The organism is Pseudazoarcus sp. NS20, assembly GCF_059703745.1.
Genome location: NZ_BAAKIY010000002.1, coordinates 574,086 through 597,751, shown reverse-complemented (window position 1 = coordinate 597,751; position 23,666 = coordinate 574,086). Strand labels below are relative to the sequence as shown.

The following is a 23,666-nucleotide window of genomic DNA, read 5'->3' as shown; positions in this document are numbered from 1 at the left end:
GAGCAGCCCAAGTTCAGGCCAGACGCTGCTCGACCCAGCCAGCGACCGAGTTCAAGGCAGCCGGCAGATGTTCGGGCTGCGTACCGCCCGCCTGCGCCATGTCCGGCCGCCCGCCGCCTTTTCCGCCAACCTGTTGGGCGACCATGTTGACCAGCTCGCCGGCCTTGACCTTGCCGGTCAGATCCGCCGTCACACCGGCGATCAGGCTGACTTTACCGTCGCCCGCCGAAGCCAGCACGATCGCCGCCGAGCCGAGCTTGTTCTTGAGCTTGTCCATGGCTTCGCGCAGCGTCGCCACATCGGCGCCCTCGAGCGTAGCCGCCAGCACCTTGGCGCCGTTGATGTCGATGGCTTGCGAGGCGAGATCGTCGCCTTGACTCGAAGCCAGCTTGGACTTCAGGCGTGCGATTTCCTTCTCCAGCGCGCGCACGTTGTCCATGATGCCTGCCACGCGCGACACCACTTCATCCGGCTGCACCTTCATGGCCGCCGACAAGCCCTGGACGCGCCGCTCCTGCTCCTGCAGGTAATGCAGCGCGTTCTCGCCGGTGATCGCCTCGACACGGCGGATGCCAGCCGCCACGCCGCCTTCCGACACGATCTTGAACAGGCCAATGTCTCCGGTGCGCAGCACGTGCGTGCCGCCGCACAGTTCTTTGGAGGAGCCGATGCTGAGCACGCGAACCTCGTCGGCGTACTTCTCGCCGAACAGCATCACCGCGCCGGATTGCTGCGCTGCGTCGAGCGCCATTTTCTCAGCGTTGGTGGCGGTGTTGGCGAGTACCTCGCGGTTCACGATTTCTTCGACTTCGCGGATTTCCTCGGCCGTCATCGGCGCGTTGTGCGTGAAGTCGAAGCGCGTCTTTTCGGCGTCGACCAACGAACCCTTCTGCTGCACATGCGCGCCCAGCACCTCGCGCAGCGCCTTGTGCATGATGTGGGTGACCGAGTGGTTGCGCGCGGTGGCTGCACGCGCAGCAACATCCACACGCGCCGTGACGGCCTGACCCTTGACGATGCGGCCGGTGGTCACCGTGCCGTGATGACCGAACACCGCAGCCTGGATCTTCAGCGTGTCTTCCACGGCGAAGATGCCACCGCCCCCGCGCAGTTCGCCACGGTCACCCACCTGGCCGCCGGACTCGGCATAGAACGGCGTCTCGTCGAGCACCACCACGCCCAGCTCGCCCTCATTGAGCGCTTCGACTTCGCTGCCGTCACGGTACAGCGCCAGCACCTTGCCCTGCTCTTCCAGGCTGTCGTAGCCGTGAAAATGCGTTTCCGGGCCGGCATATTCCAGCGCAGCGGCCATGCGGAACTTGCCTGCCGCACGGGCTTGGGCTTTCTGGCGCGCCATGGCGGCGTCGAAGGCCTCGGCATCCACGGCCACTTCGCGTTCGCGGCAGATGTCGGCCGTGAGATCGAGCGGGAAACCGTAGGTGTCGTGCAGCTTGAAAGCGGTTTCACCGTTGAAGGTCTTTTCACCGGCCTTGGCCAGCGCATGAAGCTCGGCCTCGACGATGGCCATGCCATTCTCGATGGTGGCGAAGAAGCGCTCTTCCTCCTGCCGCAATACGTCAGTGATGCGGCGCTGGCCTTCATTGAGCTCGGGATAAGCATCGCCCATCTCGGCCACCAGATCGGCCACCATGCGGTGGAAGAACGGCCCACGCGCGCCAAGCTTCCAGCCGTGACGGATGGCGCGGCGGATGATGCGGCGAAGCACGTAGCCACGGCCTTCGTTGCCCGGAATGACGCCGTCGGCAATCAGGAAGGAACAGGCGCGGATGTGGTCGGCCAGCACCTTGAGCGAGGGCGAATCCATGTCGGCACCGGAGGTCTCACGCGCCGCCGCCGCGATCAAGGCCTGGAACAGGTCGATTTCGTAGTTGGCGTGCACGCCCTGCAGCACGGCCGAGATGCGCTCCAGGCCCATGCCCGTGTCAACCGACGGCTTGGGCAGCGGGTGCATCACGCCCTTGTCGTCGCGGTTGAACTGCATGAAGACGTTGTTCCAGATCTCGATATAGCGGTCGCCGTCTTCCTCAGGTGAGCCCGGCGGGCCGCCCCAGATGTGTTCGCCGTGATCGTAGAAAATCTCGGTGCATGGGCCGCAGGGGCCGGTGTCGCCCATCATCCAGAAGTTGTCGGAGGCGTAGCGTGCGCCCTTGTTGTCGCCGATGCGGATGACACGCTCGGCGGGCACGCCCATTTCCTTGGTCCAGATGTCGTAGGCCTCGTCGTCTTCGGCATACACGGTGACCCACAGCTTCTCTTTGGGCAGCTTGAAGACTTCGGTCAGCAGCTCCCATGCATACGAAATGGCGTCGCGCTTGAAGTAGTCACCGAAGCTGAAGTTGCCCAACATCTCGAAAAAGGTGTGGTGACGCGCGGTGTAGCCCACGTTTTCGAGGTCGTTGTGCTTGCCGCCGGCACGCACGCATTTCTGCGAGGTCGTTGCACGGGTGTAGGCGCGCTTGTCGAAGCCGAGGAACACGTCCTTGAACTGGTTCATGCCCGCGTTGGTGAACAGCAGCGTCGGATCGTCATGCGGCACAAGCGAGCTCGATGCAACGATCTGGTGCCCCTTTGAGGCGAAGTAGTCGAGGAATTTCTGGCGGATTTCGGCGCTTTTCATGGCGGATTCTGGCCCGGTGAACGAGGCGTTCCGGAGTATGCTGGAAAGCGAAGAAGTCTAGCATGAGCAGGCGTTTCGCCGCCGCCGCACATCGTGCTCACACGGCGCTTTGACACCTTCTTGAGACTCGCTGCGCTAGGCTTGCACAACTTGCCCCTTTTTCCTGAATCATGGCCACTCGCGTACTCATCGTCGAAGACCAGTCTGCCCTCGCCGCCAATCTCGAAGAATTCTTCGACGATCAGCGCTACACGCTCGATTTTGCCGCCGACGGGCTGACTGCACTGCACCTGCTAGCAACGCAGGAATTCGACGTAGTGGTGCTCGACGTGATGCTGCCGGGCGTGAATGGCTTCGAGATCTGCCGGCGCATCCGCGACGATCTCGGCAGCAATGTGCCGGTGATCTTCATGACCGCCCGCGGCGAGCTTTCCGACAAGGAAGAAGGCTTCACCTTGGGCGGTGACGACTATCTGGTGAAACCCTTTGCGCTGCGCGAACTGCAGCTGCGCATTGATGCGCTGACACGCCGTGAGACCGCCACACGGGACGGTGCCCTGCGAGCCGGGCAGATCAGCTACGACTGCGGCACGCTGATGGCCGGCCTCGACGGGCATGGCGAGGTCATGCTGGGCGGCACCGCCGCGCGCATTTTCGAGCAATTGGTGCGGGCACACCCGCGCATCGTCACCCACGACGTACTGAGCCGTGCCATCTGGGGCACCGACGATGGCGACCCGCACACACTGCGCACCCATATTTACGTGTTGCGCCGCACGCTGGAAGCCGCGCTCGGTGACGCGCTGGTCGAAACCGTGCACGGCCGCGGCTATCGGCTCAAGCCATCGCAAGCATGAGCGAGAGCTCCCTCGCCCGGCGGATCTTCCGCAGCATCTTCGCCATCGGCGCCATCAACGTGGCGGTGACCATGGTGGCCATCGAATTCATTTACGAAGACGTCGAAGACACCATCCTGCGTCTCGAACTGGCCGAAGAGCGCAACTTCCTCGAACAACGCATCAAGGGCTCGCAGGTCCAGTCGTGGAATTCGGCGCTGCTTAGGGCGCTGTATGTTCCCGACGGCCAGACGGCCGAGAACATGCATCCGCTGTTCATCAACCGGCCGATCCCCTTCTCGGCCGAAGTGCTCGACGGCGAAAAGAGCTTTCTGCTGTCGATCGACCGCACCGAATCCCCCCCCGGCGTGCTGTACCTCGCGCAGGACATCTCCATTCTGGAAGACCGCGAAGACTTCATGCAGCTCGCCGTCGCGTTTCTCGGGGCGGGCATGCTGCTGCTCGGCTTCTTGCTGGCACGCCATGGCACCCGCCGTGTGGTGAAGCCGCTTGAAGCGCTCACCGGCGACATCCGCAGCATCGAGCCCGGCACGCGCATCAATCGCATCGAATCCGCCTACGAGGAAATGGAGCTTGCGGACATCGCCAACACGCTCAACGACTTGCTCGGCGCGCTCGACGAATACGTGAAGCGCGAGAAATCTCTGGTCAGCCTCGCCAGCCACGAACTGCGCACGCCGATCGCCGTCATCGCCGGCGCACTGGATGTGCTGGAACAACGCGCCTCGCTAAGCACAGCGGACCAGCGCACACTGAGCCGCATCCGCCGGGCCACCGATGAAATGCGCAGCGATGTTGACGTGCTGCTCAAGCTGGCGCGACGCCACGGCAACGAGGACGAACCCACACGCATCAATCTGACCGCCTGCATAGACGAGGTCATCGCCGACATCGAAGCCTGCTCGCTCGACACCTCGCGGCACATCACCAGCGCTGCACCGGCCGAGCCTGTGCATGTCGTGGCAGACCCGGCGCTCGTGCGCATGCTGCTGCGCAACCTTATCCAGAACGCCGTGCGCCATACGCGCGACGAAGTGCACGTGGACATCACGCCAGAGCATCTGCGCATTCGCGATCATGGTGACGGGCTGCCCCAAAGCGCCCAGGCACGCCTTACCGCGCCCACAGCACAACAATCCGTCCCCGAGAACGGACTCGGACTGTTCATCGTGCGCCTCATCTGCGAACGTCTGGGGTGGCACATCGCCATCCGCAGCGACAGTGCTGCGGGCACCGCAATCGAGCTGTATTTCGATCGAAGCAATGCTGCCTGAAGCATCTCCCCGCCTATAATCGGCTGTTTCGCGCGCACCCGCGCGCCTCGGAGAAGCGCCATGGGCAACCGTCTCAGCAAAATCTACACGCGCACCGGCGATGCCGGCACCACCGGCCTCGGCAACGGTCAGCGCGTATCAAAAAACGACCAGCGCGTGCATGCCATGGGCGACGTCGACGAACTCAACGCCTCGCTCGGCGTGCTGCTGTGCGAGACGCTGCCGGAAGAAGTCCGCGACCTGCTCACGGGCGTACAGCACGACCTGTTCGACCTGGGCGGCGAGCTGTGCATTCCGGAAATGACCTTGATCACCGCTCCTCAAGTTGAACGCCTCGAGAAGTCGCTCGATCGCCTCAACGCCCCGCTTGAGCCGCTCAAAGACTTCATCCTGCCCGGCGGCACCCGCGCCGCTGCACTGGCACACCACGCCCGCACCATTTGCCGCCGCGCCGAGCGCGTGGTGGTGGCACTGGCCGAGACCCCTGAAGAACCCGTCAGCGATGCGCTGCGCCAATACCTCAATCGCCTGTCGGATCTGCTCTTCGTGTTGGCGCGCGTGCTCAACCGCGCCGAGGGGCGTGGCGACGTACTCTGGCAGAAGGGCCAGAACGCTTGATCGACACCTGCGCAGTCCGCGATATCCACAATTGTCGCGGCTTTGCGCGAAGCCTAACCTCCCGCCCAATCATCGATGCACGCAGCATGACGTGCTTCGAACAACGTGAATAAAGTGGGAGATGCGATGTCCGACGCAGACAAGTCGCTCGATGACCTCGACGACGCGCAACGCAAGAAGGTCGCTGAGCTTCTTGAAAAAGAGGCCAAGACCGAACGCCGACCGCGTGGCCTGTGGCTGTGGGTGACATCGCTGCTCAGTGCCGCACTGGTGCTGATCTATTTCTACGGCGCCGGCTTCCAGGCCCTGCCGACCGAGTACCACCTCGGCGTCTATGTACTCATCACCTTCGTGCTGGTGTTTCTGCTCTACCCGGCCGGTGGCCGCATTGCGGTCGCCAGCATGTCGGTGCTTTCTGCGTTCCTGGTGGCGCTCGGCGTTACATGCTTTCTGGTGTTCGATTCGCCCGTGGCGCTGTGGGACCAGCTCACGATGTTCCGGGAAACGCTCGAATACGACGGCTTCGCGCTTGCGTGGCAGAACGACTTCGGGCTGCTGTGGGTACCGTTCGCGCTGACCCTGCCGTTCGCTGCGATACTGCTGCCGCTCGACCAGTGGATGGTGCGCCGCTTCCCGCAGTCTCCCACGGCCAGCGACCTGATCATGACCGCAGCCGTCGCCGGCTCGGTGATCTATTGGATCGCCCAGTTCGAAGCCCTCAACTACCGCGCAGGGGCCGAGAACCAACTTGACCGCCTGATCAGCCTGATCGGCCTCGTGCTGTCGCTGGAAGTCTGCCGCCGGGTGCTGGGGTGGTCGATCACCTTCGTCGGCATCGCGGCACTGGCCTTTGGCCTGTTCGGCCCGTACCTGCCGGAGCTGTTCTCGCATCGCGGCTTCAGCATCGACCGCCTCGCCACTTCGCTGTTCATCACCACCAACGGCGTGTTCGGTGTCATGGCCGGCGTACTGGCCACCTACGTCATCCTCTTCATCTTCTTCGGCGCTTTCCTGCAAAAATCCGGCGCCGGCAAGTTCTTCATCGACCTGCCGCTGGCTCTGGCCGGGCGCTCGACCGGCGGCCCGGCCAAGGTGGCCGTCATCTCCTCGGCCCTGTTCGGATCGGTTTCGGGCAGCGCCATCGCCAACACGGTGTCCTCGGGCGCCTTCACCATCCCGATGATGAAGCGTGCCGGCTTCAAGCCGCATGTGGCGGGCGCCATCGAGCCGGCGGCGTCCATCGGTGGCACCTTCCTGCCGCCGATCATGGGCGCAGGTGGCTTCCTGATGGCCGAACTCACCGGCATCCCGTATTCGCAGATCATGCTGTACGCCATCGGGCCGGCGCTGCTCTACTTCCTGGCGGTGTTCTGCATGGTGCACTTCGAGGCCAAGAAGCTTGGCATCGTCGGCATCAACGACGAAGAATTCCCGCACTGGAAGGAAGTCCTCAAGAAAGGCTGGTACTTCGCGCTGCCGCTGATCATCATCACCGTGCTGATGCTGATGGGCCGCTCGCCCAGCAATGCTGCCTTCTGGGCCACGCTGTCGTGCATCGCGGTGAGTTGGGTCAGCAAGGAAACGCGCATGGGGCCGAAGGAGATCTGGGACGCCATCCAGACCGGCGCGCGCAACACGCTGATCATCGGCGCAACCGTGGGCGTCATCGGCGTGATCGTCGGCGTGATCTCGCTCACCGGCATGGGGCTGAAGTTTTCCGATCTGATCATCTCGATGGCCGGTGACAGTCTGTTCATCGCCATCGTGCTGATTGCGCTGGCCTCGCTCGTACTCGGCATGGGCGTACCCGTTACCGCCGCATATCTGATCGTGGCAGTGCTGGCAGTACCAGCGCTAGGCAACTACGGCGTGTCGGCCATCGCCGCCCACATGATCGTGTATTGGTTGTCGCAGGACTCGAACATCACCCCACCGGTCTGCGTGGCAGCCTACGCGGGCGCCGCCATTGCGGGCTCCGATCCGTGGAAAACCGGCTGGACCTCGTTCAAGTTCGCCAAGATGCTGTACGTCACGCCGCTGCTGTTCGCGTACGTGCCGGGCATCCTGCTCGAAGGCTCGGCGTTCGACATCTTCACGGCATTCTTCTCGGCCACGCTCGGCACCATCGCCTTCGGCGCCTTGGCCATGGGCTTCCTGCGCCGTCGCACCAGCATGATCGAATGGGCGCTGCTCGGTGCGGCAACCTTCGCCCTGTACTGGCCCGACTTCATTAGCGACCTGGTCGGCTGCGCGTTGGTGGCCCTGGTGTGGTGGCTGCAGCGTGACGCCCAGCCCGTGCCGCGGCCCACCGTCTGATTTTTCAACGTTCTACCTGCAACACTACAAACCAGAGGAGACATTCTGATGATGACCAAACTGATGAAACTGCCGGCGACCTTCGGCACGCTCGCCGTGGCAGCCGTCGCGGCCCTCACGCTGACGGCCTCGCCTGCCGCGGAAGCGCAAACCAAGCGTCTGGCCTTCTCCGGCGGGCCAGACGGCGGCACCTTCCAGTTCTTCTCGAACGGGATCGCCACGCAGCTCTCCCGTCACGTAGACGGTGTCGAGGTGTCGAACATGGTTTCCGCCGGCTCGGTCGAGAACCTGCGCCGCGTGAACTCGCGTGATGCCGAATTCGGCATTGTGTACTCGGGCGATATCTACCTCGGCATGAACGGCCGCCTGACCAACGACACCAACCGTTATCGCAACGTGCAGGTCGTGTCCTACCTGTACGGTGCGCCGGGCCACCTGATCGTGCGCGAAGATTCCGGCATCACCGAAGTCTCGCAACTGGCCGGCAAGCAAGTCGCCGTCGGCCCTGCTGGCTCGGGTGCCGCAGCTTCGGCTCAGCGCTTCTTCGAGAGCGTAGGGCTGTGGGACAAGATGAAGCCGACCTTCATCGGCTACTCGCAAGGCGCCTCGGCGCTGGGTGACCGCCAGATCGACGCGCTGTGGGTCTTCGCCGGCTTCCCGAACGCTTCGGTGATCCAGGCCGCCACGTCGAACAAAGTGCGCCTGCTGCAGGTATGGGAAGCGGCGGAGAAAGGCACGCTGGCCAAAGACCACCCCTACTACGCCAAGGTCACCATCCCGGCCGGCACCTATCCGGGCGTGGACTATGACGTGCACTCGATCTCCGACTCCGCCCTGTGGGTGGCCGGTCGTCACGTGTCTGCCGACGACATGTACAAGTACGTCAGCAACATCTATTCGGACGCTGGCCTGAAGTACATGCATTCGGTTGCCAAAGCGGCTGAAGCCATGACCATCCCGGACGCACTGCTCGGCGTCGTGACCCCGGTGCATGCTGGTGCCGCGAAGTTCTGGGAAGAGAAAGGCCTCAAGCTCAAAGACGACCAGAAGCCCTAAGCTTCACATCGCTTGAACGAAAAAGCCCGGCCGATTGGCCGGGCTTTTTTGCATTTGCGCCGTATGCCTGCGCCAGGCCGTCACTCCAATTCGGACGCCTTGCGCACGCGGCGCTTGCGCACACCCTCGGCCAGGGCATCGAGCACCGGCACGGTGTCTTCCCAGCCGATGCAGGCGTCGGTGATGCTTTTGCCGTACTCCAGCGCCTGATCGGGCACGAGATCCTGACGGCCTTCCTTGAGGTGCGACTCGATCATCAAACCGATGATGCGATCTTCGCCAGCGGCCATCTGGCCCGCCACGTCTGCAGCAACCTCGATCTGCAGCGCATGCTGCTTGCGGCTGTTGGCGTGCGAGCAGTCGATCATCAGCTTGGCCGGCACGCCGGAGGCAGCCAGCGCCTTGCAGGCGATATCCACACTGCCTGCGTCGTAGTTGGGGCCACCGCTGCCGCCACGCAGAATCACGTGACAGTCTTCGTTGCCCTTGGTGGACACGATGGCCGAGTGCCCCGCCTTGGTCACCGACAGGAAATGATGCGGCGACTGCGCGGCCTTGATGGCATCCACGGCGATGCGCACGTTGCCATCGGTGCCGTTCTTGAAACCGACCGGGCACGACAGGCCGGAGGCCAGCTCGCGGTGCACCTGGCTTTCGGTGGTACGCGCACCAATGGCACCCCATGAGATGAGGTCGGCCACGTACTGCGGCGTGATCATGTCGAGAAACTCGGTGCCAGCCGGCAAGCCCATGTCATTGATCTCCCACAACAACTTGCGGGCGATGCGCAGACCTTCGTTGATGCGGAAACTGTTGTCGAGGAAGGGGTCGTTGATCAGCCCCTTCCAGCCCACCGTGGTACGCGGCTTCTCAAAATAAACGCGCATCACCACCAGCAGATCATCTTGCAGGCGGTCAGCCTCGGCCTTGAGGCGGCGTGCGTACTCGATGGCCGCATCGGTGTCGTGGATGGAGCACGGCCCCACCACCACCAGCAGGCGGTCGTCGGCACCGTACAGGATGCGATGGATGGCCTGGCGCGTCTCGTACGCCGTCTGGGCAGCCTTGTCCGAAGCCGGAAACTCGCGCAGCACGTGCGTCGGGGGGACAAGTTCCTTGATTTCCTGGATGCGGGTGTCGTCGATGGGTTTGTTTGCCGTTGCAGACATCATGTGTACCAACACAATTTCGGGAAACGCGGATTTTACTCCGCAAGCGCAAGCCGGCGCGAACCGGGTTTTCCGCAGGCCTCAGCTCTTGGGGCGCAGCGCGTGTTTGGGGCGGAAGACCTTGATGACATTTTCATCAGCCTCGACATACGGCCCACCGATCAAATCGATGCAATACGGGATGGCAGCGAACACGCCGGTATGCACGACCTTGCCGTCTGCGTCGCGCAGGCCTTCCAGCGTCTCGCGAATGGCGCGCGGCTGGCCCGGCAGGTTGACGATCAGACTCGTACCGCGCACCACCGCCACCTGCCGCGAGAGAATCGCCGTCGGCACGAAGTTGAGGCTGATGCGGCGCATCTCTTCGCCAAATCCCGGCATTTCCTTGTCGCCAACCGCCAGCGTGGCCTCCGGGGTGACGTCGCGTAGCGCCGGGCCGGTGCCGCCGGTGGTGAGGATCAATGCACACTTCCTGGTGTCGGCCAGCTCTTTGAGCGTGGCCTCAATGACGGGCTGCTCATCGGGGATCAGGCGCGTCTCGGCACTCCACGGTGAGGTCAACGCGCCGTCAAGCCAGTCGCGCAAGGCCGGAATGCCCTGATCCTCGTAGGTGCCTTCCGAGGCTCGGTCGCTGATGGAAACCAGACCGATGGTGATGTGTTCGCTCATGCAGACTCCGTTTCGTCAGGTTCTTCGTCATCCACCACCTGGGTGCCGTCCAGGCCACGCAGGATGCGGAAAATCTCGCGGTAGGATTTGGGCGGCTTGTTCTGCTCGCGCTCTTTGAGCGCATTGCGGCGCAAGGTGCGCAGGTGCTGCAGATCGGCATGCGGCCATTCTTCCACGATGCGACCGGCCACCTTCTCGTCTTCGAGAAAGGCGTCGCGCAAGCGTTCGAGCCGATGATGGCGCGCCACTTCCTCTTTCGACACATTCTTGAAGGCATCCAGCGCAGCGCGAATCGGCTCGGCGTCGATGCCGCGCATCAGCTTGCCGATGTACTGCAGCTGCCGGCGGCGCGCCTCGTGCTGGGTGATGCGCCGCGCAGCCAGCACGGCTTCGCGCAGGTTTTCAGGCAGATCAAGCTTCTTCAGGCGCTCACCCGGCAGCTCGACCAGCTCGGTGCCGATATCCTGCAGCGCATGCATCTCGCGCTTGCGGCTGCTCTTGCTGGGCCGCCCGTCAAACGGGTCGTCGATCTCGTCTTGTTGGTCTCGCCGGGCGTTGCTCATGGGGAAGTCTGTCGCTGGATCGGGGTAAGATTATAGCCTTTCACCGCAGGCACCCCGCTCCATGTCCGACTCCGGCTTCTCTTTTTCCCACGATCGTTTGAGTGAAATCGCCGCCCGCGTGGTTGAACTTGCCCGCGCCCGCGGCGCCGATGCCTGCGAGGCGGAGGTTTCCGAAGGCTCCGGGCAGACGGCCAGCGTTCGCAAGAGCGAGGTCGACACCATCGAGTACAACCGCGACAAAGGTGTCGGCATCTCGGTGTACATCGGCAAAAGCCGCGGCCACGCCAGCACTTCCGACTTCTCCGACGAGGCCTTGCAGTCGACGGTGGAGGCGGCCTTGTCGATCGCGCGCTTCACGGCGCCCGACCCGGCCGCAGGCCTGCCGGACGCCTCTTTGCTGGCGCGCGACTGGCCCGATCTCGATCTGCATCACCCCTGGAACATTGACATCGAACAGGCCATCGAGCTGGCACGCAGTTGCGAAGAAGCCGCCTACGGTGTCGGCAAGCAGATCTCCAACTCGGAGGGCGCCAGCGTATCCACACAACAGGCGCATTTCGTGTTCGCCAACAGCCTGGGTTTTCTCGGCGGTTACGCCAGTTCGCGCCACAGCACATCGTGCTCGGTGATTGCCGGCAAGGGTGACGGCATGCAGCGCGAGTTCTGGTACGACTCGCGCCGTGACGCGGCCGACCTCGACAGTGCTGAGTCGATTGGCCGCAAGGCTGGCGAACGCGCCCTCCGCCGTCTGGGCGCCCGCAAGATTTCAACCTGCGAAGTGCCCGTACTGTTCGAGGCGCCGGTAGCACTGACACTGTTGGGCAATTTCACGCATGCTGTGAGCGGCGGCGCGCTGTACCGCAAGTCCAGCTTTCTGCTCGATTCGCTCGGTCAGCAGATCCTGCCGTCGTTCGTTTCGATTCACGAGCGCCCTCATGAACGCAAGGCCTTCGGCTCATCGCCGTTCGACAGCGAAGGCGTGGCAACCCACCCGCGCGATGTGGTGGCCGACGGCGTGCTGCAGGGTTACTTCCTGTCCACGTACACGGCGCGCAAGCTGGGCATGCAGACCACCGGCAATGCGGGCGGCTCGCACCACCTGGTGATGCAAGGCGGCGATGACGACTTCGAGGCTCTGCTCAAGCGCATGGGCCGCGGCCTGCTGGTGACCGAGTTGCTCGGCCAAGGCGTGAACTACGTCACGGGCGACTATTCACGCGGCGCCGCCGGATACTGGGTAGAGAATGGCGAAATCCAGCATGCTGTCGAAGAGGTAACCATCGCCGGCAACTTGCGAGACATGTTCATGAACATCGTATCAATCGGGAATGACGCGCTGCCGCGCGGCGCGAAACGCTGCGGATCGGTGCTCATCGAACGCATGAAGATTGCCGGAAGCTGATTGCACGGCGCGGTACGGCGGTCATTCGTGCGGGCACCGCACAATACGGGTTATCCGAGGTGTGCCGTGGGTGGCGGATTCATATAATGCGGCGCACTATCGCAACACCTAGCAACACCTAACCACAAGAAGAGGAGGAAACCGTGGAACGCCGCAAGTTTCTGAAACACGCCGGTATCGCCGGTGTCATCGCCAGCGCCAGCGCGCCGGCCATCGTCAGTGCTCAGCAGAACATCCGTTGGCGCCTTGCCTCCAGCTTCCCGAAATCGCTCGGTACGCTGTTCGGTGGCGCTGAAGCCTTTGCCCAGAGCGTTTCCGAAGCCACGGGTGGCAAGTTCAACATCACCGTGCACGCTGCCGGTGAGCTAGTCCCCGCCTTCGGCGTGCTCGACGCTACCCGCAACGGCACCATTGAGTGCTCGCACACGGCTCCGTACTACTTCTTCGGCACGGACGAAACTTTCGCACTCGATTGCGCGATTCCGTTCGGCATGAACTCCCGCCAGCAGACCGCGTGGATGTACGAAGGCAACGGCCTCAAGCTGTTCCGCGACTTCTACGCCGAGTACAACATCGTGAACTTCCCGATGGGCAACTCGGGCGCCCAGATGGGCGGCTGGTACCGCAAGGAAATCAAGTCGGTTGCCGACCTGAACGGCCTGAAGTTCCGCGTCGGCGGCTTCGGCGGTCGCGTGTTGGCCAAGCTGGGCGTTCTGCCGCAGAACATCCCGGCCGGCGAGATCTATCAGACCCTGGAAAAAGGCACCATCGACGCCGCCGAATGGATCGGCCCGTACGACGATCTGCGCCTGGGCCTGCACAAGGTTGCCCAGCACTATTACTTCCCGGCCTGGTGGGAAGGCAGCACGCAGTTCACGCTGTACGTCAATGACAAGGCCTTCAACGCCCTGTCGCCGGAGTACAAGGCCATCGTTCGTCAGGCTGCCAGCGACGCCCACGTGCGCGTTCAAGCCCGCTACGATGCACTGAACCCGGGTTCGCTCAAGCAGCTCATCGCCGAAGGCGCCAAGCTGCACCGCTTCCCGCGCGATGTGATGGACGCCGCCTTCAAGGCCCGCCGCGAAGTCTACGACGAGCTCAACGAGAAGAATCCGAAGTGGCGCAAGATCTTCGCCGACTACGAGGCCTTCCAGCGTGACTCGTACCAGTGGGAAGGCGTTGCCGAAGGCAGCTACAACCAGTACATGGCTGCCCAGAAGCTGTAATTGTTCCAAAGCCGCCCGCGCCATTCAGCGCGGGCGGCTTTTTGTCGTCTGCAGTCTTTATTTTCAGGCCAACCTCTGGCCTCGCCATGGAGCCCGCGATGGGACCCCTGCTCACGCTTTCCGCAGCCATCGATGCGACCAGCCGATTCATCGGCAAGGCCATGATCTGGTTCATTTTTGCTGCTGCCGTCATCAGCGCCGGCAATGCCGTCGCGCGTAAGGCATTCAGTATCGGCTCGAACGCCTTCCTCGAAGTTCAGTGGTATCTCTTCGCAGCCGCTTTCATGCTTGGCGCAGCCGCTACCTTTCTGAACAACGGTCACGTGCGCATCGACGTGCTGGCAAGCCGTTTTACCAGCCGTACACGCGCCATGATCGACATCGGCGGCATCCTGATCTTTCTGCTGCCGCTGTGTTATTTCATGATCGATTTCTCCTGGCCGCTGGTCTCGCGAGCCTATGAATTCGGTGAAGTTTCGTCGAACGCCGGCGGCCTCATTCGCTGGCCGGTGTACGCCACCCTTCCAGCCGGTTTCGCCTTGCTGGCATTGCAGGCCGTGTCGGAACTGATCAAACGCGCCGGCTTCCTGGCCGGCCAGGCACCCGACCCGTTCGCTCAGGGTGACGAAGAAATCCCCCCGGTCGTTGAAGGGATGACTCAAACGGCTGACGAGGTTCGTAAATAATGGAATTCATCGCTGCCAACCTCGCGCCGATCATGTTCGGCGCGCTCGTGCTGTTCCTGCTGTCGGGCTTTCCGGTTGCATTCTCGCTGGCCGCCTGCGGCCTGTTCTTCGGTTTCATCGGCATGGAGTTGGGCCTGCTGCCCGGCACCATGTTCCAGGCGCTGCCGCTACGCGTGTTCGGCATCATGCAGAACGAGACGCTGCTGGCGATCCCGTTCTTCACCTTGATGGGGCTGATACTCGAGCGAAGCGGCATGGCCGAGGATCTGCTCGACACCATCGGGCAGGTCTTCGGCCCGATTCGCGGCGGTCTGGCGCTGGCCGTGATCTTCGTCGGCGCCCTGCTTGCGGCCACCACCGGCGTGGTCGCGGCTTCGGTGATTTCGATGGGCCTGATCTCGCTGCCGATCATGCTGCGCTACGGCTATTCGCGCCCGCTCGCAGCCGGGGTGATTACCGCTTCGGGCACGTTGGCGCAGGCACTGCCGCCGTCCATCGTGCTGATCGTGCTGGCCGACCAGCTCGGCCGCAGCGTTGGCGACATGTACAAAGGGGCTTTCCTGCCCGCCTTCATTCTGGTGGGCATGTACGTGCTGTACATCGTCGTGCTGTCGATCTTTTCGCCGAAGACCGTGCCCGCCCTGCCGCCCGAAGCGCTCAAGTACAAAGAGCCTGACGGTGGCTCCGGCATGCGCTCGCTGGGCGTGCTGATGGCCATTCTCGCCGCCGTGGGCCTTGCCTTCGGGCACTTCTACGGCGACATCGCCAGCTGGATGCAAGATCGCACGGTGAACCCCGCCACCGATGAAACGGTGGTGATGTCGCTGACCGTCGTGACCGCACTGGGTCTGTTGCTTGCGCTCGGCAACAAGGTACTCAAGCTGGGCCTGTTGTCAGTGATCGCCGAGCGTGTGGTGTTCGTTCTGATTCCGCCGCTGGCGCTGATCTTCCTGGTGTTGGGCACCATCTTCATCGGCGTGGCAACGCCGACCGAAGGCGGTGCAATGGGGGCCGTCGGTGCGCTGCTCATGGCCGTTGCGCGACGCCGCCTGGACTGGAAGCGCCTGTGCGATGCGCTGGAATCGACCACCCGCCTGTCGGTGTTCGTGATGTTCATCCTGATCGGCGCCACGGTGTTCAGCTTCACCTTCACCGCCATCGACGGCAAGGAATGGGTCGAGCACCTGTTCGACAAGCTGCCGGGCGGTCAGATCGGCTTCCTGATTTTCGTCAACCTGGTGGTGTTCGTACTGGGCTTCTTCCTCGACTTCTTCGAGATCGCCTTCATCCTGATTCCGCTGCTCGCACCGATCGCCGACAAACTCGGCATCGACCTGATCTGGTTCGGCATCATGATCGCCATCAACCTGCAGACCTCGTTCCTTACGCCTCCGTTCGGCTTCGCGCTGTTCTACCTGCGCAGCGTGGCGCCGGTTTCAGCGTACGTCGATCGGGTCACGAAGAAACGCATCGAAGGTATCCGCACCACGGACATCTATCGTGGTTCGGTGGTCTTCGTACTCATCCAGCTGACGCTGCTCGGCTTGTTGATGGCCTTTCCGCAGCTGGTCACCGGCAACCTCGACGCCAAAGTCGACGTCGACCTCGACACCATCCAGATCGCCCCGCAAGAAGGCTGGGGCAATGGCGGCAGCGGTGGTGGCTGGGGTGACTCCGGCAGTGGTTGGGGTGCAGAGCCCGCGGCTCCGGCGGGTGGAGATGTCCCTGCCCCGGCCGAGCCCGCTGAAGGCGGATGGGGAAACAACGCCTGGTGACGGGGCACACTGCCACCACCACCCTGTGCCTGATACGGCATGGTGAAACCGCGTGGAATGCCGAGCGCCGCATTCAGGGGCAGCTCGACATTCCACTCAATGCCAACGGCGAGAGTCAGGCGCAGGCCACCGCCAATGCGCTGCAAGGGCAAGCTTTTGATGCAGCCTACTGCAGCGACCTTTCTCGCGCCCATGCAACCGCGCAAGCTGCTGCCGACCGTCTGGGCATCGCACTCACGCCCGAGCCGCAATTGCGAGAGCGCCATTACGGCATCTTCCAGGGCCTGACCTACGCCGAAGCCAAGCAGCGCTACCCGCAGGATTTCGCACGCCACTCCACCCGCGACCCGCTCTACACACTGCCCGAGGGCGGCGAGAGCCTCACGCATCTGGCCGCGCGCATTCATGCGGTCATCGACCGCATCGCTCACATGCATGCCGGCGGCCGAGTATTGATCGTCACCCACGGCGGCGTGCTCGACATCGTCAATCGCATGGCCACCGGCAAGCCGCTATCGACCGAGCGCGACTTCGTGCTGCCGAACGCCGCCCTCAACTGGATCGTGCGTGAGCCCGCCGGCTGGCGCGTGCTGAGTTGGGCCGATCAACGGCATCTGACGCATACACGCGACGAATTGCCGCGCACCTGACGTGCACTGATTACGCTCTCCTGCGTTTGCGGTACCCTTTCGGCCCATTGCGCCATGCTGGCGCCGACCGCGTACGCATCCGAGGAGATTCCGCATGAGCAACCGCCGCCAGTTTCTGAAAGGTTCCGGCATGGCCGGCATTCTGGCGGCCGGTTCGGCTCCGGCGATCGTCATGGCACAACAGAACGTGCGCTGGCGCCTGGCCTCAAGCTTCCCGAAATCCCTCGACAATCTGTTCGGCCCGTCGGAGTTGTTCGCGCGCAGCGTGGCCGAAGCCACTGGCGGGCGCTTCCAGATCTCGCTGTATGCCGCCGGCGAGATCGTGCCGGCCTTCAGCGTGGTCGATGCGGTGCAGAACGGCACGGTGGACTGCGCGCACACCGCGCCGTATTACTTCTTCGGCAAGGACGAGACCTTTGCCTTCGACTGCGCCATTCCCTTCGGCATGAACTCGCGCCAGCAGACGGCGTGGATGTACGAGGGCAACGGCCTCAAGCTCACGCGCGAGTTCTACGCCCAGTACAACATCGTGAACTTCCCGATGGGCAACACCGGCGCACAAATGGGTGGCTGGTATCGCAAGGAGATCCGCAGCGTCGCCGACCTGAACGGCCTGCGCATGCGCATCGGCGGCTTCGGTGGGCGCGTGCTGGCCAAGCTGGGACTGGTGTCGCAGAACATCCCGGCGGCCGAAGTCTATGCCGCACTCGAGAAAGGCACCATCGACGCCACCGAGTTCGTCGGCCCCTACGACGACCTGCGACTGGGCCTGTACCGAGTCGCGCCCTACTACTACTTCCCGGCGTGGTGGGAAGGCGGCGCGCAAGTCTGTCTGTACGTGAACGACAAGGTCTGGGGCGCCTTGTCGCCGGAGTACAAGGCCATCGTGCAGCGCGCCGCCAGCGAAGCCCACATCTCGATGCAGGCACGCTACGACGCACGCAACCCGGCCGCACTGAAGCAGCTCATTGCCGAAGGCGCCAAGCTCTCGCGCATGCCGCGTGACGTGATGGACGCGGCCTTCAAGGCCTCCCGCGAGGTGTATGCCGAGCTGAACGAACGCAACCCCAACTGGCGCAAGATCTTCAACGATTACAGCCGCTTCCATTCTGACCAACTTCAGTGGGAGCCTGTGGCAGAAGGCACGTACAACCAGTACATGTCCGCGCAGCGCCTGTAACGCACTGCCGCGACACATCATGACGACACGCCGCCGCTTTATTGCCCATACCGGCGTGGCAGGCATCCTCGCCGCCGGCACCGCACCGGGCATGGCCGTGACCGGCCGCAACATCCGCTGGCGCTTGGCATCGAGCTTTCCGCGCTCGATGGATGCGCTGTACGGCGGCACCAACCGTTTCGCCCGCAACGTGGCCGAAGCCAGCGACGGCCGCTTCGTCATCAGCACCTATGCCGCCGGCGAACTGGTGCCCGCCTTCGGCGTCGTGGATGCCGTGCAACAACACACCGTCGAGTGTGCCCACACCGCGCCGTATTACTTCTTTGGCAAGAACGAAGCCTTCGCCTTCGACACGGCCATCCCCTTCGGCATGAACTCGCGCCAGCAAACCGCGTGGATGCTGGAGGGCAACGGCATGAAGCTGATGCGCGAGTTCTACGCGCCCTACGACATCGTGAATTTCGCGATGGGCAACTCCGGCACCCAGATGGGAGGCTGGTACCGCAAGGAGATCCGCAGCCTGGCCGATCTGCGCGGCATGCGCTTTCGCATCGGAGGCTTCGGCGGCGTGGTGTTCTCGCGCCTCGGCGCCGTGCCGCAGAGCATTCCCATGGCCGACGTACACTCGGCCATCGAACGCGGCGTGATCGACGCCACCGAATTCATCGGCCCCTATGATGACCTGCGCCTCGGCCTGCATCGCATCGCGCCGTACTACTACGCGCCCGCCTGGTGGGAAGGTAGCGGCCAGCTGTCGCTATACATCAACACGCATGCCTGGAACGCGCTGCCCACCGAGTATCAGCACATCGTGCGACTCGCCGCGAGCGACGCCCACGTGTGGATCCAAGCCGCCTACGACGCGCGCAATCCGCCGGCAATGAAGCAACTCATCGCCGAGGGCGCCAAGCTCATGCGCACCCCGCGCGAGATCATGGATGCCGCGTTTCGCGAGTCGCAGGCCTTGTATGCCGAGCTTGATCAACGCAACCCGGCGTGGCGCAAGATTTTCGCCGACTACCGCCGCTTTCAGCGCGATCAGGTGCAGTGGTCGTCCGTGGCCGAAGACCTCTACAACCAGTACATGGGCGCGCAGGATCTGTCGCGCTGAAAGGCGCGCCCCGTAAGGGGGCATACAGCCTGACATGCTAGAATCCCAAGCACTTCATCACGCAAGCGAGCGCCAACGAATGTTCTCTGCGAAAGACACCCTTGCCCTGACCGATCCCGAGTTGTGGAAGGCCGTTGCGGCCGAAAACCATCGCCAGGAAGAACACATCGAACTCATCGCATCGGAGAACTACGTCTCCCACGCGGTGATGGAGGCACAGGGTTCGCAGCTCACCAACAAGTACGCCGAGGGCTACCCCGGCAAGCGTTACTACGGTGGCTGCGAGTTCGTCGACATGGCCGAACAACTCGCCATCGACCGCATCAAGAAAATCTTCGGTGCCGAGGCCGCCAACGTGCAGCCCAACTCCGGCTCGCAGGCCAACCAGGCCGTGCTGATGGCTTTCGCCAAGCCCGGCGACACCATCCTCGGCATGAGCCTGGCCGAAGGCGGCCACCTCACCCACGGCATGGCACTGAACATGTCGGGCAAGTGGTTCAATGCCGTCTCCTACGGCCTGAACGACAAGGAAGAAATCGACTACGACGCGATGGAGCGCCTGGCCCACGAGCACAAGCCGCGCATCATCGTGGCTGGCGCATCGGCCTATTCGCTGCGCATCGACTTCGAGCGTTTCGCCAAGGTCGCCAAGGATGTCGGCGCCGTCTTCTGGGTCGACATGGCGCACTACGCCGGCCTGATTGCCGCCGGCGAGTACCCCAACCCGGTACCGCATGCCGATGTCGTCACCTCGACCACGCACAAGACGCTGCGCGGCCCGCGCGGCGGCATCATCCTGATGAAGGCCGAGCACGAAAAAGCCCTCAACTCCGCGATCTTCCCCGGCCTGCAAGGTGGCCCGCTGATGCACGTCATCGCCGCCAAGGCCGTGGCCTTCAAGGAAGCGCTGGAGCCGGGCTTCAAGACCTACCAGCAGCAAGTCATCCGCAACGCCCAGGCCATGGCGCGCACGCTCACCGAGCGCGGCCTGCGCATCGTGTCGAATCGCACCGAGAGCCACGTCTTCCTGCTCGACCTGCGTGCCAAGAAAATCACCGGCAAGGATGCCGAAGCCGCTCTCGGCCTGGCCCACATCACGGTGAACAAGAACGCCATTCCGAACGACCCCGAGCGCCCGATGGTCACCTCCGGCATCCGCATCGGCTCGCCGGCCATGACCACCCGCGGCTTCGGCGAAGCCGAGGCAGTCACCGTGGCCAACCTGATCGCCGACGTGCTCGAAGCACCTGCCGACGAGGCTGTGCTGGCGCGCGTGCGCGAGCAGGCCGCGGCGCTGTGCGCACGCTTCCCGGTGTATGGCAACTAAACGGCAAGGGACGGGCCGCCGACAATGAAATGCCCGTTTTGTGGTGACCCCAACACCCAGGTCACCGATACGCGCGAAAACGACGAAGGCGACGTGGTGCGTCGCCGTCGCCGCTGCGTGGCCTGCGACAAGCGTTTCACCACCTACGAGCGCATCGATCTCAAGATGCCGCAGATCGTCAAACGCAACGGCAACCGCAGCGAATTCGACCACGACAAGCTCGCCGCCAGCCTCAAGCTCGCGCTGCGCAAGCGCCCCGTCGCGGCCGAAGCCATCGACGCCGCCATCGACCGCATCGAGGCACGCCTGCTGTCACTGGGCGAGCGCGAGATCACCAGCAACAAGCTCGGCGAGCTGGTGATGGACGAACTGCGCGCACTCGATCAGGTGGCCTACGTGCGTTTCGCTTCGGTGTACCGCAACTTCACCGACGTTGACGCCTTCGCCGACCTGATCCGTGAAGTCAAAACACGCCCGCGCCGCGGTCGCCAGCCCGGCAAGAGCAGCACCACCACTTCGGTCGAAGATGACCTTTTCCGCGATTGATCACCAGATGATGGCGCGCGCGCTGCAACTCGCAGCGCGCGGCCTGGAAACCACCACGCCCAATCCTCGCGTCGGCTGCGTGCTCGTGCGCGATGGCGTGATCATTGCCGAGGGCTGGCACGAACGCGCCGGCCAGCCGCATGCCGAAGCCGCCGCACTGGCGTTGGCCGGCCCCGCGGCGCGCGGCGCCACCGCCTACATCACGCTTGAGCCCTGCGCCCACTACGGCCGTACCCCGCCGTGCGCCAAAGCGCTGGTTGAGGCCGGCGTGGGCCGCGTGGTGGCAGCCATGTCCGACCCCAACCCGAAAGTAGCTGGCCGTGGCTTCGCGCTGCTCGAAGAGCACGGCATCCCGTGGCAGGTCGGCCTGCTCGAAGCCGAAGCGCGCGAGCTCAACATCGGCTTCATTTCGCGCATGACGCGCGGGCGGCCCTGGGTGCGCCTGAAGGCGGCAAGCACGCTCGATGGCAAGACGGCGCTTGAAAACGGCACCAGCCAGTGGATCACCGGCCCGGCCGCACGCCGTGACGGCCACCAGTGGCGCGCACGCGCCTGCGCCATCCTGACCGGTTTCGGCACCGTCAAGGCCGATGACCCGCAGCTCACCGTGCGTGATGTGCCGTGCAGCCGTCAGCCGCTGCGCGTGGTGGTCGATGCACGTCTCGAAACCCCCGTCACCGCACGCATCGTGCAAGGCGGGAACGTACTCATCGCCTGCGCCACACGCGACGAAGGCCGGGCAGCCGCGCTGGAAAAGCTCGGAGTGGAAATCGTGGCGCTGCCCAACCCGGCTGGCAAAGTCGATCTACCCGGTCTGCTCGCGGAGTTGGCACAGCGCGGCATCAACGAGGTGCATGCCGAGGCCGGCTTCAAGCTCAACGGCTCGCTGCTGCGCGAAGGCTGCGTGGATGAACTGCTGCTCTACGTTGCCCCTATGCTGGTCGGCGATGCGGCCATGGGCATGTTCAACCTTGCCGCTCTCACCGATCTGCAAAAGGCTCATCGCCTGCGCATCACCGACCTGCGCGCAGTGGGCGAGGATTTTCGAATCCTCGCCCGAGTGCGCTGAAGCATCGGGCGCTCACGCCTCCACGATCAGTTTTTCAGCCTCCGAGCCGCGTCCGATCTGACGCATGTCATGACCAGTGGGCGTCTGATGCACGCGCAGACCGAACTCCGGCAGCACGGCAAAGATGTGGTCGAAGATGTCGCCCTGAATGGCTTCGTATTCGACCCAGCGCGTGGTCGTGGTGAAGCAGTACAACTCCATCGGAATGCCGTTCGGTCCACCCTCAAGCTGCCGCACCATCAAGGTCATGTCCTTGTGGATTTGCGGGTGCGCCTGCAGGTAAGCGTTCAGATAGGCACGGAACGTACCGATATTGGTGAGACGACGGCCATTCATCGGGCAATCCCAATCGTTGCCGAGTGACTGGTTGAACTGCTCGATTTCCGTCATCTTGTTATCCAGGTACTTGGCAAGCAGATGGCCGCGATGCAGACGCTCGACATCCTCTCGGCTGATGAAGCGCACGCTGGTGCTATCGATCATCACGCTGCGTTTGATGCGGCGCCCACCCGAATCAGACATGCCGCGCCAGTTCTTGAACGAGTCAGAGATCAATGCATACGTGGGAATGGTGGTGATGGTGTTGTCCCAGTTGCGCACCTTGACTGTCGTCAGCCCGATATCGACGACATCGCCATCCGCTCCATACTTTGGCATCTCCAACCAGTCACCGAGTGCCAACATGTTGTTCGCCGAAAGCTGAATGCCGGCCACCAGCCCCATGATCGGGTCTTTGAAGACCAACATCAGCACGGCAGTCATGGCCCCCAGACCGGACAGCAGAATCGCCGGCGACTGACCGACCAGCAGTGAGACGATCAGCACGCCCCCCAGGATGGCGCCGACCAGCTTCACGCTCTGGAACACACCCCGCAGCGGCAGATGACGCCCACGCACGCTGCGCTGAGCAATGTCGCCGATGCCGTCGAGCAAGGAGAAAATCGCCAACATCATGAACAGCACGATCCAGACATTGGTGCCGACTTCGATCACCCCGCGGGCAAACGCGCCCTCTTCCATCCACAGACGCATCTGCGCCTGCACGATGACACCCTGAGCCGCAAGCGCCAGCCGATTGAAGAAATTCCGGTGCACCAGCACTTTCGGCCATTCACGCTTCGATCCATCCGCAAAGCGCATCAACATGCGCAACACGACGCGATGCAGCACCAAGTGAAGCACCAGCGCCACAAGCGCGATCACGCAAAGCACGATCAAGGTCGACAACAACTCGACGTTCTGCATACCGGCCGTGAGCAGCCACTGTTCAATGTAATCCTGCAAACCTCTTCTCCCAGCAATATCAATCACTTCTCAATCACCCTGACTCAGCAGGAATGCGGAAAAAGCAAATCGTTTTAATACAAACACATACAAGAACCACATTCTAACAAAAGTATTTTTTCACCCCTATCCGGAGCGACCGCGCCAGCGACTGTCGCCATTTGCGGCTTTGAGAGGATTGGCCGCTGCGGTTATTATCTAATGGTCTTGCACATCGCCCGAACGCCGCATGACTGCGGCATCTTCGAGC

At 63.3% G+C, this 23,666-nt stretch carries 20 protein-coding genes; 15 read left to right on the top strand and 5 right to left on the bottom strand.

The features are described from left to right. Positions 1–13: 13 nt before the first annotated feature. A complete protein-coding gene (alaS, locus tag AC6H0W_RS08500) occupies positions 14–2,638 on the bottom strand; it encodes an alanine--tRNA ligase (RefSeq protein ID WP_497576723.1) in 2,625 nt (874 codons plus the stop codon). A 170-nt stretch (positions 2,639–2,808) separates the two neighbouring features. On the opposite strand from alaS, the gene AC6H0W_RS08495 reads away from it, so the two are divergent. From AC6H0W_RS08495 to AC6H0W_RS08475, 5 genes are all read left to right on the top strand, one after another. Continuing rightward, entirely contained in the window at positions 2,809–3,495 is a 687-nt protein-coding gene (locus AC6H0W_RS08495; RefSeq protein WP_497576722.1) for a response regulator transcription factor, read from the top strand. Next, positions 3,492–4,769 carry a sensor histidine kinase gene (locus AC6H0W_RS08490; protein WP_497576721.1) on the top strand — a complete coding sequence of 426 codons (1,278 nt, stop codon included), beginning with the start codon at positions 3,492–3,494 and terminating at the stop codon, positions 4,767–4,769. Before AC6H0W_RS08495 ends, AC6H0W_RS08490 begins: the two co-directional genes overlap by 4 nt. 60 nt (positions 4,770–4,829) lie before the next feature. Beyond that, a complete protein-coding gene (locus tag AC6H0W_RS08485) occupies positions 4,830–5,387 on the top strand; it encodes a cob(I)yrinic acid a,c-diamide adenosyltransferase (protein ID WP_497576720.1) in 558 nt (185 codons plus the stop codon). 126 nt (positions 5,388–5,513) lie between these two features. Next, positions 5,514–7,703 carry a TRAP transporter permease gene (locus AC6H0W_RS08480; RefSeq protein ID WP_497576719.1) on the top strand — a complete coding sequence of 730 codons (2,190 nt, stop codon included), beginning with the start codon at positions 5,514–5,516 and terminating at the stop codon, positions 7,701–7,703. A 48-nt stretch (positions 7,704–7,751) separates the two neighbouring features. Further along, positions 7,752–8,759 (top strand): TAXI family TRAP transporter solute-binding subunit, encoded by a 1,008-nt coding sequence (locus tag AC6H0W_RS08475; protein WP_497576718.1) that lies wholly within the window; start codon positions 7,752–7,754, stop codon positions 8,757–8,759. Between the two features lie 80 nt (positions 8,760–8,839). Here the strand turns inward: AC6H0W_RS08475 and aroG are convergent, their stop codons facing one another. From aroG to yjgA, 3 genes are all read right to left on the bottom strand, one after another. Then, a complete protein-coding gene (aroG, locus tag AC6H0W_RS08470) occupies positions 8,840–9,928 on the bottom strand; it encodes a 3-deoxy-7-phosphoheptulonate synthase AroG (RefSeq protein WP_497576717.1) in 1,089 nt (362 codons plus the stop codon). 81 nt (positions 9,929–10,009) lie between these two features. Continuing rightward, complete coding sequence (gene mog, locus AC6H0W_RS08465) at positions 10,010–10,597, bottom strand: molybdopterin adenylyltransferase (protein ID WP_497576716.1); 588 nt, start codon at positions 10,595–10,597, stop codon at positions 10,010–10,012. Then, entirely contained in the window at positions 10,594–11,160 is a 567-nt protein-coding gene (gene yjgA, locus AC6H0W_RS08460) for a ribosome biogenesis factor YjgA (protein ID WP_497576715.1), read from the bottom strand. Before yjgA ends, mog begins: the two co-directional genes overlap by 4 nt. Positions 11,161–11,221: 61 nt before the next feature. On the opposite strand from yjgA, the gene pmbA reads away from it, so the two are divergent. The 10 genes from pmbA (at position 11,222) to ribD (ending at position 22,132) form a co-directional block, all read left to right on the top strand. Next, positions 11,222–12,562 carry a metalloprotease PmbA gene (gene pmbA, locus AC6H0W_RS08455; protein WP_497576714.1) on the top strand — a complete coding sequence of 447 codons (1,341 nt, stop codon included), beginning with the start codon at positions 11,222–11,224 and terminating at the stop codon, positions 12,560–12,562. Positions 12,563–12,705: 143 nt separating this feature from the next. Beyond that, positions 12,706–13,788 carry a TRAP transporter substrate-binding protein gene (locus AC6H0W_RS08450; RefSeq protein ID WP_497576713.1) on the top strand — a complete coding sequence of 361 codons (1,083 nt, stop codon included), beginning with the start codon at positions 12,706–12,708 and terminating at the stop codon, positions 13,786–13,788. 98 nt (positions 13,789–13,886) lie between these two features. Continuing rightward, complete coding sequence (locus tag AC6H0W_RS08445) at positions 13,887–14,474, top strand: TRAP transporter small permease subunit (protein ID WP_497576767.1); 588 nt, start codon at positions 13,887–13,889, stop codon at positions 14,472–14,474. Then, positions 14,471–16,249 (top strand): TRAP transporter large permease, encoded by a 1,779-nt coding sequence (locus AC6H0W_RS08440; RefSeq protein WP_497576766.1) that lies wholly within the window; start codon positions 14,471–14,473, stop codon positions 16,247–16,249. The genes AC6H0W_RS08445 and AC6H0W_RS08440 overlap by 4 nt, the downstream gene beginning before the upstream one ends. Then, positions 16,228–16,899, top strand: a complete 672-nt coding sequence (locus tag AC6H0W_RS08435) for a histidine phosphatase family protein (protein WP_497576712.1) — start codon at positions 16,228–16,230, stop codon at positions 16,897–16,899. Before AC6H0W_RS08440 ends, AC6H0W_RS08435 begins: the two co-directional genes overlap by 22 nt. Positions 16,900–16,993: 94 nt before the next feature. Next, on the top strand, positions 16,994–18,079 hold the full coding sequence (locus AC6H0W_RS08430) for a TRAP transporter substrate-binding protein (RefSeq protein ID WP_497576711.1): 1,086 nt from the start codon (positions 16,994–16,996) through the stop codon (positions 18,077–18,079). 19 nt (positions 18,080–18,098) lie between these two features. Further along, positions 18,099–19,190, top strand: coding sequence for a TRAP transporter substrate-binding protein (locus AC6H0W_RS08425; protein WP_497576710.1), 1,092 nt, complete (start codon positions 18,099–18,101; stop codon positions 19,188–19,190). Between the two features lie 79 nt (positions 19,191–19,269). After that, the gene (gene glyA / locus AC6H0W_RS08420; RefSeq protein ID WP_497576709.1) at positions 19,270–20,517 is read left to right on the top strand and encodes a serine hydroxymethyltransferase; all 1,248 of its coding nucleotides are present in this window, start codon (positions 19,270–19,272) and stop codon (positions 20,515–20,517) included. Between the two features lie 24 nt (positions 20,518–20,541). Next, on the top strand, positions 20,542–21,063 hold the full coding sequence (nrdR, locus tag AC6H0W_RS08415) for a transcriptional regulator NrdR (RefSeq protein WP_497576708.1): 522 nt from the start codon (positions 20,542–20,544) through the stop codon (positions 21,061–21,063). Beyond that, on the top strand, positions 21,044–22,132 hold the full coding sequence (ribD, locus tag AC6H0W_RS08410) for a bifunctional diaminohydroxyphosphoribosylaminopyrimidine deaminase/5-amino-6-(5-phosphoribosylamino)uracil reductase RibD (RefSeq protein WP_497576707.1): 1,089 nt from the start codon (positions 21,044–21,046) through the stop codon (positions 22,130–22,132). Before nrdR ends, ribD begins: the two co-directional genes overlap by 20 nt. Positions 22,133–22,144: 12 nt before the next feature. On the opposite strand, the gene AC6H0W_RS08405 is transcribed toward ribD, so the two are convergent. Then, complete coding sequence (locus tag AC6H0W_RS08405; RefSeq protein ID WP_497576706.1) at positions 22,145–23,416, bottom strand: mechanosensitive ion channel family protein; 1,272 nt, start codon at positions 23,414–23,416, stop codon at positions 22,145–22,147. Between the last annotated feature and the right edge of the window lie 250 nt (positions 23,417–23,666).

Bases quoted from the DNA above. Each gene is read 5' to 3' on its own strand.
- aroG (WP_497576717.1), bottom strand. From the start codon at position 9,928: ATGTCTGCAACGGCAAACAAACCCATCGACGACACCCGCATCCAGGAA.
- yjgA (WP_497576715.1), bottom strand. From the start codon at position 11,160: ATGAGCAACGCCCGGCGAGACCAACAAGACGAGATCGACGACCCGTTT.
- AC6H0W_RS08445 (WP_497576767.1), top strand. From the start codon at position 13,887: ATGGGACCCCTGCTCACGCTTTCCGCAGCCATCGATGCGACCAGCCGA.
- glyA (WP_497576709.1), top strand. From the start codon at position 19,270: ATGTTCTCTGCGAAAGACACCCTTGCCCTGACCGATCCCGAGTTGTGG.
- mog (WP_497576716.1), bottom strand. From the start codon at position 10,597: ATGAGCGAACACATCACCATCGGTCTGGTTTCCATCAGCGACCGAGCC.
- ribD (WP_497576707.1), top strand. From the start codon at position 21,044: ATGACCTTTTCCGCGATTGATCACCAGATGATGGCGCGCGCGCTGCAA.
- alaS (WP_497576723.1), bottom strand. From the start codon at position 2,638: ATGAAAAGCGCCGAAATCCGCCAGAAATTCCTCGACTACTTCGCCTCA.
- AC6H0W_RS08435 (WP_497576712.1), top strand. From the start codon at position 16,228: ATGGGGAAACAACGCCTGGTGACGGGGCACACTGCCACCACCACCCTG.
- AC6H0W_RS08485 (WP_497576720.1), top strand. From the start codon at position 4,830: ATGGGCAACCGTCTCAGCAAAATCTACACGCGCACCGGCGATGCCGGC.
- AC6H0W_RS08480 (WP_497576719.1), top strand. From the start codon at position 5,514: ATGTCCGACGCAGACAAGTCGCTCGATGACCTCGACGACGCGCAACGC.
- nrdR (WP_497576708.1), top strand. From the start codon at position 20,542: ATGAAATGCCCGTTTTGTGGTGACCCCAACACCCAGGTCACCGATACG.
- AC6H0W_RS08495 (WP_497576722.1), top strand. From the start codon at position 2,809: ATGGCCACTCGCGTACTCATCGTCGAAGACCAGTCTGCCCTCGCCGCC.
- AC6H0W_RS08430 (WP_497576711.1), top strand. From the start codon at position 16,994: ATGAGCAACCGCCGCCAGTTTCTGAAAGGTTCCGGCATGGCCGGCATT.
- AC6H0W_RS08490 (WP_497576721.1), top strand. From the start codon at position 3,492: ATGAGCGAGAGCTCCCTCGCCCGGCGGATCTTCCGCAGCATCTTCGCC.
- AC6H0W_RS08475 (WP_497576718.1), top strand. From the start codon at position 7,752: ATGATGACCAAACTGATGAAACTGCCGGCGACCTTCGGCACGCTCGCC.
- pmbA (WP_497576714.1), top strand. From the start codon at position 11,222: ATGTCCGACTCCGGCTTCTCTTTTTCCCACGATCGTTTGAGTGAAATC.
- AC6H0W_RS08425 (WP_497576710.1), top strand. From the start codon at position 18,099: ATGACGACACGCCGCCGCTTTATTGCCCATACCGGCGTGGCAGGCATC.